A 17,971-nucleotide genomic window follows, 5' to 3' on the forward strand; every position below is an offset into this window, starting at 1 on the left:
CTCCCCCAAGAGTTCATATCGACGGGGAGGTTTGGCACCTCGATGTCGGCTCATCGCATCCTGGGGCTGGAGCAGGTCCCAAGGGTTTGGCTGTTCGCCAATTAAAGCGGTACGTGAGCTGGGTTCAAAACGTCGTGAGACAGTTTGGTCCTTATCCATCGCAAGCGCTGGGGAATTGTGAGGCTTTGCTCTTAGTACGAGAGGACCGGAGTGAACGCACCTCTAGTGCACCAGTTGTTCCACCAGGGGCATCGCTGGGTAGCCATGTGCGGACGGGATAACCGCTGAAAGCATCTAAGTGGGAAACCCACCTCGAGATTAGTTCCCCCCATCAGGCACGTTGGAGACTACGACGTCGATAGGATGCAGGTGTACGCGCAGCAATGCGTTTAGCCGAGCATTACTAATTCGCCGACCGACTTGACCATATTATCATTCTCTTTATCAATGCGTACTGCTCTGATTAACTAGTTAAAGAACGGAGCGTTCTTTAATTTATTACCTTTGTTCCATAAGCCCGGTGGCCATGGAGAGAGGGCAACACCCGTTCCCATACCGAACACGGCAGTTAAGCCTCTCATCGTTGATGGTACTGTACGGGAAGCCGTACGGGAGAGTAGAACGTTGCCGGGTTTTATTGCCCCCTTTGCGTTACAAGCGCAAAGGGGGCATCCCTTTTTTTATGAGCGGCTGTCTTTTGGGCAATGGTTACGCTGTAATCAGGCTATGCTTGACTTTTGGGCTATATTTTGTATACTGAACTTGTAATACAGTGATCTTTGACACCCCTTACGGGGTATGGTAAAAACGCCATTATCCCTTGGAAGAGTAAAAAAGGGCGTTGTACGGAAGGCATTCTGTGCTTTCCGTGGTATTTCCCTCCAACATAATACCTTCACAGCGCACTGGTTTCGCAATCACCGCGTAGGCAACCCCTACAAACCTCTATTCACACCCCTTTCTGTATATATCCAACCAAAGTCCTATGCGGCCTGCCAGACAGCTTTTCCAAGGGTTTTTTTATTTATTGACACAACATGCATACAATACGGCAGGCGGGGTCACGCGGTTCCTGAGCCGTCGCCCCGAGCTTGTCGAGGTGGGAGAGGCCCCCACCCGTATACTGTTTTTTAATGTACGGTGATACTATTTCTGCATTTCAGCGAGCATCGCATCGATCTTCGGGATCCGCCGTTTTATCGTCTTTGCGTAATCGATATCACCATAGCGTATTTTTCGCGCCCTGTCGACGAGCACATCAAGTCCGAGACGCTCCGAATTCTTTGACACGGCCACAGCATATGACACTGTGCTCTGCCACCATTTATCCGCTTCGAGGTAGTAGAAGCGGGCGAAGTGAAGGCTGTTCGATATATCGTCCTTGAACTGCGCGTTATAGAAGAAATAATGTTCCTTGTCGTACAATCCCGCGAGATAGATGAGGTTCTGCGTTATCAGATAACAGAACTGCATGCGCATGAGCGCCTTGTATCTTTCATACTGACGCTCGTTCTCGATGATGCACAGCGCGCGATTGACGAAATCGAACGGTGCATCGAGTGCGCGTTTGAGGAACGCGATGTTGACGAGGAGGTTCTCCTCGTTGTAGTACTGGGGCAGCGAGTAGAGCCGATAAAAGTCCTCGGCGTACACGATAGGACCGTAGTCCTTATCGATGATGAACGGCTCGCGCTTCATGTCGGTGCGCGCCGAAAGTGCGGTCGCTGCTGCACAGAGCATTGCGGCGGCCATGCCTGCGCGCAGAAGGGGCCTGAAAAGTCGATATATCATACAGTGCTATTATCGGCCAAGAAAGGCGTTTTGTGGAGTTTTTTATCGAATGCGAAGGGGCGCGTTCCTACCGCCGAGTAATGACGAATCGCCGCTCGATGATGGGGCGGCCTTCCGGCGTGCATACGCGTTCGAGTGTCCTATCGCCGCCGGCATAGGCCATCGTTACATAATGCGTCATGGCTCCGTTGCGGTAGTGCTCGGTCTTTACGGTTTTCCCGGCTGCGGCAGTGGAGACAGCGAGGTATTCCGCGTCCGTAAGATATGACTTCTGTTCGATGATGACGCCCGTTGCGTCGAACGTGTAATATACGGATGCTTTTTCCTTTCCGGACGCATCGACCGTAATCGCCTCTGCTTTGAGGCCGTTATAGCGCAACGATGTGATACTCTTGGATGCCTCCGCACCCGATGTTATCGTCTCGGGGGCATCGCAAGCGTGCCATGGCATTGGAAGCGGTATATACTGCCGCGTCATTTCCCGGTACGGTACGGCATCGATGGCGGCGTATCGTACCGATATGCGCTCCGATGAATTCCCGGCGACCCGTGTTGATGAAAGTACGCGGCCTTTGTCATCATACGTGAAGTTCACCGTGAGCATCGTTTTTCCGGAAGTACGATGGATGCGTGAAATAAGGCGATCGCTCTCGTCATAGACAAGATCGATGCGTTCGCCGTCACCGGTGAGGGCTGTCACTATCCCGCGTGCGCCGAATATCCCCTGAAGCGAACGGCTGCGTCCGAGCGGTACGATATCGTTATCAATGAGGTCGTTCGCGCAGGGATATGCTTTTTCATCCGGGTCGGCTGCCGGTGATACGACAGCGACGGCGCTGTACCCGCGCGGGGAAAAGTCGATATGAAGCTTGTAGATGAGCGTGATGCGGTCGTTCGGGGCAATGGCGTTCGCCTCGATGGATGCCGCGACAGGGAGCGTATTTTCCGATCGTATCAATGGAAGTCTTTGCAGTGCGCAGCCGGTAGAGCCTATGAGGATGAGGAGCGCGCTCAAGCCGCGACGCAAATCCGCACATGAACATTTCTGCGAATATGACGGTGATTCCGGGGTTGTATCTCGTCGCGTCTTCGCGACTTCGCGTGAACTTTTACCCATACTGCGTTTCCCCGCCCGATGCATGTATTCAGTTCATAACGGTCGGTGCGCGTTACCCCTTGCTGAGGCAGGCGACGGCGAATACCATGACGCCGGCACCGCTCCCGACATCATCCATCTGTTCGTTCGATTTCGCCTTTACGGTGACATCCGCGGTCGACCTGCCGAACGCCCGTGCTATGGTACTTCGTATCTCGGGGATGAAGTCCTTGAGCCTTGGCTTTTCGCAGACCACCGTCGCATCGATATTGACAAGGGCGAACCCCTTCATGCGCATACGCTCGATGACGCGGGCAAGCAGCACCATCGAGGATATCCCTTTGAGGGATGGGTCGGTATCCGGAAAAAGCGTGCCGATATCGTTCTCACCCATGGCTCCCAGGAGGGCATCGATGACAGCATGAAGAAGCGCATCCGCATCGGAGTGGCCGTCAAGCCCGCGATCGCTGGGTATGGTAACACCGCCGAGAATGAGGGGACGACCCTCGATAAAGCGATGCGAATCGTAGCCTGAGCCGATCCTATACATGACGCCGGCGGCTTTTGCGCTTTGTCGCAGCCGGTACACGCGCTGTATTCGGTGACGGCTTCAGAATGACCGAAAGAAGTATCGACCCGGCGATAATCGAGGCGATAACCGCGAGCGATACCCACGAATACGTTTTGAACCATTCCTCTATGGGGTGATATATACCGGCGAGCATCTTTGCGCCGATGAAGAACAGGATCAGACTGACACCGTGTTTTAGATAATGGAAATAAGACATGACGCCTTTGATGGCGAAGAAGAGAGAGACCAGACCGAGCAGCGAGAAGACGTTCGAGGTGATGACAATGAAGGGGTCCCTCGATATGCCCATGATCGCGGGGATGGAATCGATGGCGAACATGATGTCAGTGCTGCCGATCAGCACAACAACGAGCAGTATCGGTGTTACATGCAAAATGCCTTTTTTGACCGTGAAGAATCGGGCTGTCTCTTTGTCGTGGTCGATGGGGAAGAGTTTTGAGAACATCCGGTAAAGGATGTTCTTCTCGGGGTGCACCTCTTCGTCATGATCGGTAAAGGCCATCTTGTAAGCGGTCCAGAGCAGTATGATGCCGAAGATGTACAGTATCCAGTGAAAGCGTTCGATGAGCGCGATCCCGAATACAATGAATATGAGCCGGAACAGTATCGACAAGAGGATGCCGATCTTCAGGATCTTGGCCTGATTTTTCTGCGGAACGCCCATTATCGAGAATATCATGATAAAGACGAATAAATTATCGATCGACAGCGATTTTTCGGTCAGGAATCCCGCAATGTACAGCGGTGCTTTCATATGACCTTCGGGGTACCAGAGATATATCGCGAGCCCGTAGATGAGCGCGGTAAAGATCCAGATCGCTGTCCAGAGCAGCGAGGTGCGGATGCTGATAATATGTGCATTACGGGCATTGACAAGGATGTCAATGATGAAGACGACGACGAATATTGCGATGAATGCAGCCCAAAAAGAGAATGTAACGCTCATGATGCTCCTCGAAGTACAGTGCGTGTATGCTATATCCCGGAACGGTCTTTGTCAAGGCAATATCGCGAAAGGAATTGCTGTATCAGCGGCTGTTCCGTTCGAGGAGGAACTCCACTCGTCGGTTGCGTGCGCGCCCCCACTCGTCATTATTGGAATAGGCGGGGCTCGTTTCGCCGTTCCCATGCGCAGTAAGACGTTTCGCATCGACGCCCCGTGATGACAGGTGATCGCGTACGCGCTCGGAGCGGCGGTCCGAAAGCTTCTGATTATAGTCCCTGCCGCCGACATTGTCCGTATGTCCTTCTATGGAGACCGCATACCGTGAATAGCGGCCCAATATTTCGGCGACCCGGTCAAGGAGGGCGCGTGAGCGTTTCGTGAGCGTATCCTTCCCGGTATCGAATTCGATGTTCGACACCTTCATTTTATAGCCGCGCGCGGTCTTTACCACGAGGATATCCGTGGTGATGATGCTCGCCCGAGTGCGGCTCGTATTCCCGAATTCATCCATTGCGACGAGCACTATCGAATAATCATTGGCGCTTTCGACAAGCTCGCCGGTATCGGAGCGTCCCGTCCAGACTATCGTCTTGTCGACGGCCGAACGACCCGAGAAACGCTTGAACGGCGCATTCGTCTCCCCGCGTGTTTCGGTAATGACGATCTCCCAACGCGCGATAGCGTTCTTGTCGGACACTTTGATGCGCAGGGGAAGCGTGTCGTTTATGCCGTCGGCGTCCGGGGAGAAACGGATGTTCGGGACGGCAAGATCGATCGCCGGCGGCGTGGAATCCACGATGAACGATACCGTTGGGGAGGTGATGGTAAGCCCGTTCTCGAGCGTAACGGAAAGTACCGCGGCATATACGCCGTCGTTCGGCAGCCCCCCGGTTATCAGCGATCTGCCCTCCGGAAGGAAAAGGAGGTCGGACGATCGCGGCTGTTCCTTTCCCCAGACTATCGATGACGGGAACGTGTTCGTGGCAAAGCTGAAGACGACGTTCCTGCTTTCGTTCTCGGCGGTGAAAAGCGCCTTCTGCACGCTCGATGAGGGCGTCGGACGCGCGTGGAAGGTGAGCGAATCGATGGCGGGGGAAAAGCCGCGTTTTTCCGGTATGACGGAAAGCCGCATATCGCCATTATCGACCTCGAAGCGCACGGGGCCGAACACGGCGCTGTTCGATGCGCTGTCCGCGGCGCGCACCGTATACGAGTATACGCCGGAGGGGAGCGAGCCGGGGGCCAGCGTCAGAATGCTCTCGCGCGTGGTGTCGCGCTGCATGCGTATCTGCACGCCATTGTTGTCGCGTATCTCGGAGGTGACCTCGGAGAGATAGAGCTCATCGACATGATTGCTGAACGAGAGCGGTGCACGTGAGGACATGACCGCGTTCGCCGGAGCGTCCACCGTAATGCGCGGGGCGCTTGCATCGACGGTGACCGTATTGACCGCCGACCATCCCGTCTTCCCGCCTTCGTCCTTGGCGCGCATGACATACGTATATCGCCCGTCGGGAACGGTGATCCCGTTCGTGTCCGTGCCGTCCCATTCGATGGACGCCGGGGCATCGACCGACATGCGTTCGCTTACGAGCATACGCAGGAATTTATCCCCGTCGAATTCGGTGAGCCTGTCCTCCACCTCCTCGAACGTGCGCACTATCTCCCCATCCGCGTTCTTGATGATAAGCTGCCACCCCGATAGGGGCGATGCGTCGCGAATGACCGGTGTGACGACGAAGGTTTCCATGGCGCCCGTATTGCCGGGCGAGAAGTATACGGCAGCCGTTCTCGCATACGAAAGTTCGGGCGGCGTGCTGTCCTCCTGCCCGAAGCCGACGATGAGCGCTACCGAGTGGACAAGATCCCTCGCGCCGTTCGTGTACAAGCGCGGTGTCAGCGCATAGCGTGCTTTGATCGTCATCGTCGGGAGCGTGAAACCGGCACCGGCGCCGATATGCCATATGTCGACATCCTTTTCGTTAAGTATGAGGCCGGCGGCGATGAAGAAATTGCTCAGTATGACCGCTTCGGTCTTCACTACAAAGGAGAACTGCGACAGGGATAATGGATAATACTTCACATCGATGCCGCTGTTGAAGGAAAGGAAATCGGCCACCGGGCTTTCGCCGCTCAGGGAGAATTTGATGTCCCAGGCGGGGAAGGCGTCGTAGTTGGTCTGACCGTAGGTGATCTGTTTGCCGAAATTCTCGAGCGCAAGGCCGAAGGCGATATCCTTCGCGATGGTTATCGAGCCTTTCGTTCTGAGCACCATGCCGAGATCGCCGGCAAGACCGAAATCGGTTATCGGCGTATAGCGTGCGGAGAGGAAGGTGAGCCCTGCGCCGAGGGAGAGCATGGGCCCGAAATGTTTCGCGAAACCGACGGTAGCGCCGTTGAGCTCCCCGAGCCCCGCCCCGAGTGCGCCGCCGGTACGGCAATAGCGGAACGCCGCGAAGAGCGAACCCGCGCGCGTCGGTATGACGGCGCCGACCGTTCCGGCACTGTCGGAGCCGACGAACGTATACATGCCTTCGACGGCGATGAGCGAGCCCTCGGCGATGAGCGCGGGGTTATGCCAATACGAGAAGGGCGTGGGCGATGAGGAGAGCGTGTAGTGCGCCGAGAACGGGACGATGAAATCGATGAGATCGCCGCCGGGGATGCGCTTCATTTCCGCGCTGAGCGGGATGACGACGGCCAGGGTGAGGAGAGCGGTCCGTATACTGTATTTTCTCATATGAGCAGTATATATTGTTCGTGCAGCAAATTCCAGCGGGGGTGGGGTGTACGTGTGTGACTTGCTATTGCAGGTAATATATGCCGCCATATAAAAGAGCACGGGGTTTTAACCCCGTGTTTGTTTTATCATACATGCTGTACACGGGGTCAAGACCCCGTGCGCTATACCTGCAAAAAAGTTTCGCTCACTGAGGCGCATGAGCGCGGTGCAGACGGGCAGAAAAAATAATAGCCACATCGTATACGGATTTGAGAATTCTGTCTTTCGGATGTATCATCCTGCCGGTACGATCGTGAGGTGCGTCATGAAGGAGTCGGTGTTGCGGCATATTCAGCATCATATGGGCCATCTCAATGAACGGATAGTGAATGGCGGGGGTAATGCGGTCGGATGGATAGTAAAATGACGTTCAAGGGCTTTACCGAAAGAATCGCTTTCGGGTCGCCGCCGCGAAACGCATCCCTATGGATGTCCGCCGGGGCGAACGTGCTCATCGTGCTTGCCGGGATAATCGTATTCCATCCCAGCGCGATGTCCGTGCTGTGGGCGTTCTGGTGCGATTGTGTCATCGCCGGAGTACTTACCGTCATTCGATTGTGCACGCTTAAGGATTTTTCGGTGTTCAGCTTCATCCCCGATGGAAATCCGTCAGTGAACGATAAACGCAGGCAGGCGCTTTCAATACTCGCCTTCAGCGTGCTCTTCTACTTTATTCTCTTCAGCGTATTTCAAGGGATATCGAAAGCCGATATTTCGAGCTTTGTCTTTATCGCCGTCAGTGCCGGGCTTCTTTTCATCGGCAGACTGATATCGTACCTGCGCGATGAGGTGATACGCAGGCGGGAGAACGGCGCCCCGCCGGACATTACCCTGCACGTCTTCTCGCCGCTCGTGCAGTTCATGCTTATCATCGCTGCGATATTCCCCGGTATTCTATTCTGGGTATTTCTCAATATCTTCCTGCTCTTTGCGTTCATGATATTCAGGGGGCCGTTCGATATGATATCCAGTATCGCTTCGGATGTCACCGTGCTCCTGTTCGCCGCCGCGGTGAAGATGGGGGCGGAATACGGCATACCGGCGCTCATACGCTGGTACAAGTCACAGCCGATAAAGGTCGCCGCGAACGATGTCAAGAAATAGGATGTTTATCGTATTCGATTTCGTTCGGCGTAGAGAACCGGAATAAGGGAAGAGGAACTCACGCGAAGGCGCGAAGATGCGAAGAAGAATAAGAGTAAAAAGATTGACCGCAGATGAACGCCGATTAACCCTCTCGTGCTTTTCGCGTGTTTCGTTATTTTCTATCTTGTGCTGCTTTTACTCCCGCCCATTTGAAATACCTGCGTGACGATATATACTCCCCCTCAGAACGTATTCCGCGTTGAGAGGTCTATCATGAAGATACAGCCCCATGCACGCCTTGTCATGATAGGCGATTCGGTCACCGATCACGGGAGAACGCCCGCAGGCGAGAGCATGCACGAAGGCATCGGCCGCGGCTGGGGCGGCTATGTGGCGCAGGTGGATGCGCTCCTCATGACGGCATATCCGGAACGTGCGATACGCGTCACGAATCGCGGTACGTCCGGGAATACCGTGCGCGATCTTGCGGCGCGCTGGCAGGCGGACGTCATCGATCTCAAACCTGACTGGCTTTCCATCATGATAGGCATCAACGACGTGTGGCGGCAATTCGACAGCTTCCGCGGACAGGACCGCGCGGTGAGCGTTGAGGAATATGCGAACACGCTCGAACACCTCGTACGCGACACGCGTCCGCTCCTCGACGGCCTGGTGATGATGACGCCCTATTTCATGGAAACGAACCGCACCGACGCCATGAGGAGCCGCATGGACGAATACGGCGCCGTTGTGCGCGACATCGCATCGCGATACCAGGCGATATTCGTCGATACGCAGGCGGCCTTTGATCGTATGTGCATGCATATGCATTCTGCGTCGATAGCATGGGACAGGATACATCCCAATCATGTCGGCTATATGATCATTGCGAGCGCTTTTCTTACCGGCATCGGCTTCGAGTGGGAGCGGCTTGCGGGAAAACGCTGAATGATACGGCGAGGCGTAATACCGCGCGTGCGCGGCTGATATGATATGAGAACGGCATCGCTTCTATCGCCATATGTGCTCTATCCGAAAGAGAGATCGCTCTCATGGCATGAACGCATCGTGGACCGCGACAACACCTATGAATTCACGCCAAGCGATGGGCCGGCGGTGCTCCCCATCTATAATCTCTATCGCAACATGCCGAATATATCCGCGCATCATCATCGATTCCTGGAAATATCCCTTATCCTGAGCGGTACGGGAACAGCATGCATCGATAAACGTGAAACGCCGCTTACGCCGGGTACGCTTCTCTTCATCAATCATCTGCAGGAGCATGCAGAATCGTTCCGCACGCGGCGTGTCGAGAAGCTCATACTCGCCATGCTCCCGTCCGTCATCGAATCGGGGCTGAGCCTGTCGATGTCCAACGGCATGTTCCGGGCGTTCTCGCTCACCGAACCGTTCTTCCGGAACAAGGCGGTCAATGCGGTCGCGCTTGATGATAACGCGGCGGATCGCATTGCGCGAAGCTGGTGCGGGCTCCTTCATGCGTACAATACCGGCGCATCGGATGATGCCGTCATTGCCCACACCCGTTCGCTTCTTGAGCATATCGTTTCAGAACATGGCCGGCGGACGGCGGCCTCCTCGGCGAAGGAGAGCGCCATCGCTCCCGCGCTGTATCATCTGCGCATGAACGTGCGCACACCCGATGTCGCAGCGGCGATAGCATCGACGGGATTGAGCAAGAGCCATTTCTATAAACGTTTCGGTGAAGAGATCGGTATGCCGGTAGGGAAGTATATCATGACGTTACGGATCTCACGTGCGAAGTCGATGCTCCGCAGCACGTCGCTTCCCGTGTCGCACATCGCCTCCGATCTCGGGTTCTACGACGAAAGCCATATGCATCGTACGCTGAAACGCGAAGCGGGGGAGAGTGTTGCTGCGTTTCGGAATAAGAATGGCGTACAAGTCGATAGGAAATCCGTACCTGGACGCAGCAGGCGCATCTGACGTATACTGTTCGTGCAATTCTGAACGAGGAGAACACCATGCGTAGATACGCCGTACTTTTGACGATGAGCGGCATGCTTGCCGCCGCCGATCTCCCCGCATCGTTCTCGCCGTGGAAGGCATCGCTCTCATTTCCGCCGTCGGGGAGCGCCTTTGATATGAAACAGCTCAATGATTACGACATCGATAAGAGCGGCTTCGTCGCCGTGAAGGACGGCCATTTCTACACCAAAGCGGGGCGGATACGATTCTGCGGACAGAACCTCGCCTTCAATGCGATGTTCCCGACGCATGAACTCGCTGAACAGATGGCGGAGCATCTTGCGCGGCAGGGCGTCAATGCGCTGCGCGTGGTGAGCATAGACAATGTGAGCGGCAACGCGGGCTGGAACATATGGGGTAAGTATGCGGCGACCCAGGAAGCGTTCGATCCCGATCAGATGGAGAAGCTCGACTACTTCTTCTGGCAGCTCAAAAAGCGCGGCATCTATCTCTGCTTCGATCTGCACTTCAACCGCGTCTATCCGGATACCCCGAAATATAAATGGAAGACGCTCATGCCGAAGTCGCTCTATTGCAAGGGCATCGATAACTTCATGCCCGAACTTATCGATATGCAGAAGGAGTTCACGACGAAATTCTTTTCGCATGTCAATCCATACACGAAGCTCGCGTATCGCGATGATCCGCAGTTCGCGCTCGTGGAGATCAACAACGAGAACGCGTTCTACCGGGAGATGATCGCCGGCCGAATGCTCAATGAGCTCCCGGAACCGATCATGACCGTGCTCCGCGGCCGCTTTGCCGGATTCCTGAAAGCGCGATACGACTCCTTCGATGCGTTCGCTGCTCTGTGGGGGAAGCGCGGTGACGGAGCTCGAACGGCACTTGACGGCATCATGCCGCTCTCGAAAGAGAATTCATGGCAGCCTGAGATCACCGATCCGGCGAAGGGGACGATATCGTTCACCGACGACGGGGTCGACATACGGCTTTCGACGCAGGAGAAGAAGGGCTTTTTCAATATCCTCAAGACCGGTCTTGCCTTCGAGAAGGGTAAGGCCTACACGGTGACCGTTACGCTTAAAGCGGAGAAGGGGGCTGCCTTTGGCATCAATGCCATGCGCCAGGGTCCGCCGTGGGGGTATATCGGCCTTGTTGCGAAGGTTAAGGTCGATTCTTCGGAGATGAAGTCGTACTCTGTCGGGTTCATCGCTACCGTCGATACGAAGACCGCGGAACCGAATTACGGACGCATCACGATTCGCGATTTCGAAGGGGCCGATCGCTTTCTCATTTCGGCAGTGACGATAGAGGAGGGATCGCATGCCGTCGATGCGCTTGGGGGTGCCGCTTCATTCGATGCAGTACCGCTCCCCTCTATGGGCAATCTTTCAAGCTATCCTGCTGCAGCGCAGCGCGACCTCATGGAATTCGTGCACGCGCTTGAGAAGAAGTACTGGAAGGCGATGCGCGACCATGCGCGTTCCGTCGGCATCAAAGCTCCCATCACCGGTACGCAGCTCGATTATACATTCACCGACATGGCCGATGTATACGATTATGTCGACATCCATACCTACTGGCAGCACCCCGCATTCCCGGGCTCCGGATGGGACGCGAAGAATTATTATGTACCGAGCTTTTCGATGGTGCCGCCGTCGGGCGGGGAGTCGATAAGTCCTTCAAAGATGCTTCCCTACCGCGTGCAGGGGATGCCGTTCGTGGTGAGCGAGTACGATCATCCGTTCCCGAGCGATTATGCGGGGGAGACCGGTCCGTTCGCAGGGCTCATGACGGCGCTCCATGATCTTGACGGTGTGTTCTTTTTCTGCTTTCTCTCGACGCTCGCGAATCTCGAGGTGCCCGGATTTTTCACCTACTATAATCATTTCGTGAAATCGCATGTCATGCCGCTGACCGCGCATCTTATCCGTTCCGGGGCGGTAGCGCCATTCGCCAATGAAGTTACGCTCGGTATCACACATGATGCGCTTCTCACCGGCGGCATTCTCAATCCGAGCTATCCGAACCCGTATGCGGCGCGCCTGCCGGTGACCGCATACACCGGCGGCCGCTTTTCCGTCGTGCTCGGGAAAGATGTTCTTGAGCCGACGGAGGCGATGCGCTCGCTTGCGCTTCGACCCGACCCCCGCGTCGAATGGACGCTCATTTCCAATAATGTGAGGGCGAATCATGTGCTGCTCTCCGACCGCGCGGCGAAGCTCTATATCGGCTGGTCATCGCCCGAAGCGCGGTATACGCTCGGGAATGTGTCCCTTTCGGGCGTGTCGACGGAGGGGGGGTATTTCATGTTCAGTATGTTCAATAAGAACGGTACCGTCGGTGCACGCGGCACGCATATCGTAACGCTTTCGGGGAAGAACAGATACAGCGGGCTTGAGTATCTCAACTATGATACGAAAGCTGCCGTCGGTACGGGCGATAGTCACGGCATCAAGATGACGACGAGGACGACCGCTCCTGTGCAGGCGGAATATATTGAATGCGTTGCCGGCGCTGTTTCGCTTACGCTCGATGCCGGCGTTACCGGCGCATCGGTATCGGCGCTTCAGAACGGCGGCGTGACAGCTGCTGTTCCTGTGCTCCGCAGCGGACAGACAATATCGTTCACCGGTGATCCGAAGTACGGCACGCTCGTGTACATTATAGAAGCGAAGTAGTGCTGATCTATTTCGGCCCCGATAGTCGCAGGCGCACGACGCTCCCGAAGCGCACCGTCTCCCCCGCGGGTGGTTCCTGCGAGAGGACATATCCCTCACCGCTCACCGATATGCCGTTCTCATTGCTCGCCGTCACCGATCGTATGCGGATGAGCGCCTCACGGAGCGATAGACCGATCACCATCGGCATTGCCGTGCCGCCGCCGGAAATATGTTCCTCCGAGCGCACGAACGACGCGAGGTCCGTGAGCGAGGCACGGGAAACGGTCACGGCGGTATCGGGGTAGATGTTAAGGAGCGGGAGTATCGCGATGGCGATGCGTTTGAAGAGCGGTGCCGCCACGCGGCCGCCCGTGTGCGCCCCTTTCGGTTTATTGAGGAGCACGAGCATGGATACGCGCGGTGCATCGAGGGGGAAGGCCCCGACGAATATCGAATTATACGCATCATCGAGATAGCCGCCGGAGCGCAGGTTCGCTATCTGCGATGTGCCTGTCTTTCCGATGACGGCCACGTCCTTCAAGCTTGCCAGTTCGCCGGTGCTCCCGGACTCGACGCTCTTGCGCAGGAGCAGTTTTATCCGTTCGGCGACGGCAGCATCGAGCACTCGCTCTCCCGATGGGTCCATGGAGGAAACGACACGTCGCTCTTCGTCGACTATCGATGAGACAAGACGCGGGGTGTGATATGTGCCGCCGTTGACGAGCGCGCTGTAGGCGCCGATGAGCTGTAATGGCGTAACGCCTATCTCCTGGCCTATGGCGATATATCCGCGCGAGTAGAGCGACCATGAACGCGGCGGCCGCAGTATCCCCGCCTGTTCCGATACACGGGCGATGCCGGTCTTTTCGCCGAAGCGGAACGTTGTAAGGAAATCATGGAATTCGGCTTTCTTGAAACGCTCGGCGACGGTTATTATCCCCACATTGCAGGATCTCTTGATGACGTCCTCGAAGCTCACCCGCCCGTGCTTTTCATGGCATTTTATCTTCTGCCCGTCGGGATAGGTGTACACCCCCGTGCAGAGGAACGTCTCGTTCGCGGAGACGATGTTGTGCGAAAGCGCGAACGCGGCGGCGAGCATCTTGAACGTCGACCCCGGCTCGATGATGTTCATGAACGCGCGATTGCGCAGCGTCATGGGGGAATAGCGCCCCGGTTCGTTCGGGTCGAAATAGGGATAGGATACCGAAGCGAGTATGTCGCCGTTGTTCACGTTCTGCACGATGACGACGGCCGCATCGCTTTTCGTCAATGCCATGGCGGCTTTTATCTCGCGATGCACGGCGTCCTGTATATCGGCGTTGACGGTGAGCATTACGTTGCGGCGCTTCAATACCGGTGCCGGTGCGAGCTCTTCGTCGTACGCGAACTCAATACCTTCGATGCCGCGATTGTCGATATCGGTGAAGCCGATGAGATGGGCGAACACATCGGAGAACGGGTAGGTGCGGCGGCGCTCCGGGATGAAATACACGCCCTTCATCGCACCGGTCTTCTGCGCTGCAAGTACGGCATCACGGACAGCGGATGTCACTTTGCGGCGGATGACGGAAAAACGCCGTTCGTCGCGGAGCTTTATCGCGACATCGCGTGTGCGCATGCCGGTGAGCGATGATAACGCATGCACCGTTGCCGCGAGCGTTTCTGCGGAGAGGCTGTTCTTATCGACGGCGAGCGTGAATACCGGCGTGTTCTCGGTAAGCCTTCGGCCGTTGACGTCATAGATATCGCCGCGGACATCGTTCTGTGAGACGGGCGTGAACGACGATGTGCGTATGGCGAGGAAGAACATGCGGAACACGACGATGCTGCCGAACGCAGCGAGGAGCACCGTGACAAGGGCTATCTTCTGCTCTTTCGTCATACTGCCGACGCCCGGGACGTATGCCGCACGGATACTATCGTGAATGGTTTCATATCTTCGACAGGTACAGAGGACGGTCTATGAGGCGACGATCGGAATCGAACCGATGATGGAAGTTTTGCAGACTTCGGCCTTACCATTTGGCTACGTCGCCCTTGAATGTACGAGAATATATAATTTTACCGGTAAAAGTCAAGGTTTGATTTGACAAATGAATGATGAAAACGTATAGTTATCGCCCAAGGAGCTTACGATGGCGAAAGAGCGAATAACCGAAGCGGTCAAAAAAGGCCGTATTCTCGTGTCCGACGGAGCATGGGGGACATTCCTTCAGAAGAAAGGGATGAAGCCTGGTGACTGCCCGGAGGCGTGGTGCGTCGACCGACCCGCGGACGTGCGCGATATCGGCAAGTCATATATCGATGCCGGCGCGGATATGATAGAAAGCTGCAGTTTCGGCGGCACATCGTTCAAGCTCACGCATTTCGGTCATGGTGACAAGGTCGAATCGTTCAATATGGCCGCGGCAAAGCTGTCGCGCGAGGCGGCAGGTGAGAAATGGGTGATAGCCTCCGTGGGGCCTACCGGCAAGATACTCATGACCGGCGAAGTGACCGAGGACGATCTCTACAACGCCTTCAAGGCTCAGTCGATAGCGCTCGAAAAAGGCGGCGCGGACGCGCTCTGCATCGAGACGATGAGCGACCTCGATGAAGCGAAAATAGCGATACGCGCGGCGAAAGAGAACACGAAGTGCGAAGTGATATGTACGTTCACCTTCGAGAAGACGCCGAAGGGCGAATATCGCACCATGATGGGTGTCTCCCCTGCGGACGCGGCGCGAGAGCTCGTTGCTGCCGGCGCTGACATCATCGGCACCAACTGCGGCAACGGGATACGCGGTATGATCGATGTCGTTACCGAAATGCGCACGGTCGATACGGCAACGCCCGTACTCGTTCATGCGAACGCCGGTCTCCCGAAGAACGTGAACGGCGTGGATGTGTTCCCCGAAACGCCCGAAGAAATGGCCTCGCAGATACCCGCGCTCCTCAAGGCGGGTGCGAACATCGTCGGCGGCTGCTGCGGGACGACACCGGCGCACATCCGTGCGATGAAGAAAGCGGTTAAGGATTACCGTGCCTGATTGGATCACTCACGCGGCAACCGCCATCGTCCTCAAGCGAACGGATAGGAAGGCCGACTATCGACTTGCGCTCCTCGGCGCCGTGCTTCCGGATATGCTCATGCCGCCGCGCATAGTATTCCTCGACATGTTCGATCTCCCCGCGCGCGATTTCCTGCTCCTGTCAACGCCGTATCATTCGCCGTTCACGATGATACTGGTGTCACTCGCTATCGCACTTTTCACCAGGAACGTCCTTGTCTCCTGGGGCATGCTCGCCGCATTCTCCGTTACACATCTCATCGTCGATTCATTCGTGGCGCATTATGCCACCTACCCCATGCTCGGCTATCCGTTCTTTCTCGGCAACATTACACCTGCGTTCATACCGTTCAATTCGCCGGTGCTCTATATACTTCCCGCCGTTCTTGCGCCGCTCCTCATCATCATCTGGCGCTCGCAGCGCTATGAGCCGCTATTCACATTTTCCTTGAAGCGCATCGCCGCCGCCGTTTCGGTCACCGCGCTCACGCTCGGCATGATACTCCTCACACGTACGGCCGTGCTCAATTCCGAATATCATTATCTGCGTTTCTTTGATGACCCGAAGGCGTATGAAGGAAAGCGCGTGGAGTTCTGCGTGTCGCGCGTGGTGTCCGAGGTTCCGCCGAAGGTGACCGAAATGGGACAGCTTTTCACGCTCGATACCGGCGGACGGTATGCGCTCAAAAAGGACATGACGGTCTCGTTTGACGGCGTCTATCAGAACGGCGTGATACGGATAAAAGCGCTCGGTATCTATGAACCGCGTTTCAAGACCGTGTATTCCATACTCATGATGCTTTTCATCGCGATCCTGTTCGCGCGGCGGCTTATTTCTCGTCCGTAAGCACACCGCGCTTTTCAAGTGCTGCCGCGAGCGCCGTGCGCATCTCGGTCTCGTCGTTCGGTTTTTTCTGAAGCGATCGAACGAACGCGTCCCGGTCGGCGTATCCGAGAAAACGTATCGCCGCGGCGAGGGCTTTTCCGCGGAGCTCCGGGTCCGCGCTCCAGAGCATTTGTAACATGTTCGCACCGTCGACGGTCATGCCGCGAAGCACGGCCCATTCCCGCCATGCGCGATACCCTGAAAGGTTCTCCCCGGTCTTTCTTCTGAGAGCCGCATTGATGCGCTCTTTGCGCGCGTTGAACTCCGAGCGGGATGCACTGGCGCTTATCTTATCGAAGATGGACGTTATGCCGAGCGTTATCGCCGATACGAACACATCAAGGGCGAGCGGCGTGCGCACCTCGGAGTATTCCTCTTTCAGCGAAGTGATAAGGAGCGGCCATGTCTCCGGGGTGTCGTAGTCAGAAAGAACTTCCGCGGAGAGAAGCCGTATGCCGGATGTTTCCCCGATGCGGACGATGCGGCTGAGCGACGGATAGAGCGACGCATTCGTATATCCCTTGACGCAAAGCAGCGCCCCGCCGACGAGGGTGTTGTCGGGGCTTGTGATCGCGGCGCCTATAATGCGTGCTTTGAGCGCATCGTCGCCCCATCGCATGACCGCCTGACAGGCGAGTATCTTCGCGGCGGATGAACGGGCGCGGTCGGAGAACGCTGCGAGGAAGGATGGTATATCGTTCGATGTGCCGTTCTTGAGGAGTATGGAAAGCGCTGTATCGCCGAGCGATGCATCGTTCACGAGCGCGCGCGCCGTGCCGATCTCAGCGGGATAATATTTGATCAATTCGCGAAGGGCCTCCGCGCGGTTCGTATCGGACGCATCCTGCACTACTGACGTTATGAAATTCGATGACACCGGTGTTCTGAGCGACGCGATGTGCCCGATGAGGCCTCGTCGTTTGCCGGCATCGCTCATTGAGCGGTACACAGAGATGAGCTCCGGGGCATATACATCGGGATATTTCTGCGCGATCGGCAGTATGGCATCATCTATCATGAAATCATCGGCGAGCTTTTCGGCAAGAAGCCGTACGGTTCGTGCATCCCGATAATAGGAAAGGCCTGCGACCGCGGCAAGGCGGTT

At 56.1% G+C, this 17,971-nt stretch carries 13 protein-coding genes, 1 tRNA gene and 2 rRNA genes; 8 read left to right on the forward strand and 8 right to left on the reverse strand.

Features of this window, described 5'->3' with window-relative positions; translation table 11 throughout:
- Positions 1-428 (forward strand): 23S ribosomal RNA (locus tag AABZ39_12440); the annotation flags it as partial.
- An 88-nt stretch (positions 429-516) separates the two neighbouring features.
- Positions 517-633 (forward strand): 5S ribosomal RNA (gene rrf, locus AABZ39_12445).
- Positions 634-1,146: 513 nt separating this feature from the next.
- Here rrf and AABZ39_12450 read toward each other — a convergent pair.
- The 5 genes from AABZ39_12450 to AABZ39_12470 form a co-directional block, all read right to left on the reverse strand.
- On the reverse strand, positions 1,147-1,791 hold the full coding sequence (locus AABZ39_12450) for a hypothetical protein (protein MEK6795582.1): 645 nt from the start codon (positions 1,789-1,791) through the stop codon (positions 1,147-1,149).
- 67 nt (positions 1,792-1,858) lie between these two features.
- Positions 1,859-2,749 (reverse strand): hypothetical protein, encoded by an 891-nt coding sequence (locus AABZ39_12455; protein ID MEK6795583.1) that lies wholly within the window; start codon positions 2,747-2,749, stop codon positions 1,859-1,861.
- A 211-nt stretch (positions 2,750-2,960) separates the two neighbouring features.
- Positions 2,961-3,437, reverse strand: coding sequence for a 2-C-methyl-D-erythritol 2,4-cyclodiphosphate synthase (gene ispF / locus AABZ39_12460; protein MEK6795584.1), 477 nt, complete (start codon positions 3,435-3,437; stop codon positions 2,961-2,963).
- Positions 3,430-4,425, reverse strand: a complete 996-nt coding sequence (locus AABZ39_12465) for a TerC/Alx family metal homeostasis membrane protein (protein ID MEK6795585.1) — start codon at positions 4,423-4,425, stop codon at positions 3,430-3,432. Before AABZ39_12465 ends, ispF begins: the two co-directional genes overlap by 8 nt.
- Positions 4,426-4,507: 82 nt before the next feature.
- Positions 4,508-7,165, reverse strand: coding sequence for an OmpA family protein (locus tag AABZ39_12470; protein MEK6795586.1), 2,658 nt, complete (start codon positions 7,163-7,165; stop codon positions 4,508-4,510).
- Positions 7,166-7,558: 393 nt separating this feature from the next.
- On the opposite strand from AABZ39_12470, the gene AABZ39_12475 reads away from it, so the two are divergent.
- The 4 genes from AABZ39_12475 (at position 7,559) to AABZ39_12490 (ending at position 12,945) form a co-directional block, all read left to right on the forward strand.
- Positions 7,559-8,311 carry a DUF6498-containing protein gene (locus tag AABZ39_12475; protein MEK6795587.1) on the forward strand — a complete coding sequence of 251 codons (753 nt, stop codon included), beginning with the start codon at positions 7,559-7,561 and terminating at the stop codon, positions 8,309-8,311.
- A gap of 255 nt (positions 8,312-8,566) precedes the next feature.
- Positions 8,567-9,241: an SGNH/GDSL hydrolase family protein gene (locus tag AABZ39_12480; protein MEK6795588.1), complete on the forward strand. Its 675-nt coding sequence runs from the start codon at positions 8,567-8,569 to the stop codon at positions 9,239-9,241.
- Between the two features lie 45 nt (positions 9,242-9,286).
- Positions 9,287-10,261, forward strand: coding sequence for an AraC family transcriptional regulator (locus AABZ39_12485; protein ID MEK6795589.1), 975 nt, complete (start codon positions 9,287-9,289; stop codon positions 10,259-10,261).
- 38 nt (positions 10,262-10,299) lie between these two features.
- Positions 10,300-12,945 carry a hypothetical protein gene (locus AABZ39_12490; protein MEK6795590.1) on the forward strand — a complete coding sequence of 882 codons (2,646 nt, stop codon included), beginning with the start codon at positions 10,300-10,302 and terminating at the stop codon, positions 12,943-12,945.
- A gap of 7 nt (positions 12,946-12,952) precedes the next feature.
- Here AABZ39_12490 and AABZ39_12495 read toward each other — a convergent pair whose 3' ends face one another.
- The gene (locus AABZ39_12495) at positions 12,953-14,812 is read right to left on the reverse strand and encodes a penicillin-binding transpeptidase domain-containing protein (protein ID MEK6795591.1); all 1,860 of its coding nucleotides are present in this window, start codon (positions 14,810-14,812) and stop codon (positions 12,953-12,955) included.
- 83 nt (positions 14,813-14,895) lie between these two features.
- Positions 14,896-14,966, reverse strand: a tRNA-Cys gene (locus tag AABZ39_12500).
- Between the two features lie 99 nt (positions 14,967-15,065).
- Here AABZ39_12500 and AABZ39_12505 point away from each other — a divergent pair.
- Positions 15,066-15,959 carry a homocysteine S-methyltransferase family protein gene (locus tag AABZ39_12505; GenBank protein MEK6795592.1) on the forward strand — a complete coding sequence of 298 codons (894 nt, stop codon included), beginning with the start codon at positions 15,066-15,068 and terminating at the stop codon, positions 15,957-15,959.
- Positions 15,952-16,827 (forward strand): hypothetical protein, encoded by an 876-nt coding sequence (locus AABZ39_12510; protein ID MEK6795593.1) that lies wholly within the window; start codon positions 15,952-15,954, stop codon positions 16,825-16,827. Before AABZ39_12505 ends, AABZ39_12510 begins: the two co-directional genes overlap by 8 nt.
- On the opposite strand, the gene AABZ39_12515 is transcribed toward AABZ39_12510, so the two are convergent.
- Positions 16,811-17,971 (reverse strand): hypothetical protein (locus AABZ39_12515; GenBank protein MEK6795594.1); only part of this gene is annotated, 1,161 nt, incomplete at its 5' end. The genes AABZ39_12510 and AABZ39_12515 overlap by 17 nt on opposite strands.

Source organism: Spirochaetota bacterium (assembly GCA_038043445.1).
Classification (GTDB): domain Bacteria; phylum Spirochaetota; class Brachyspiria; order Brachyspirales; family JACRPF01; genus JBBTBY01.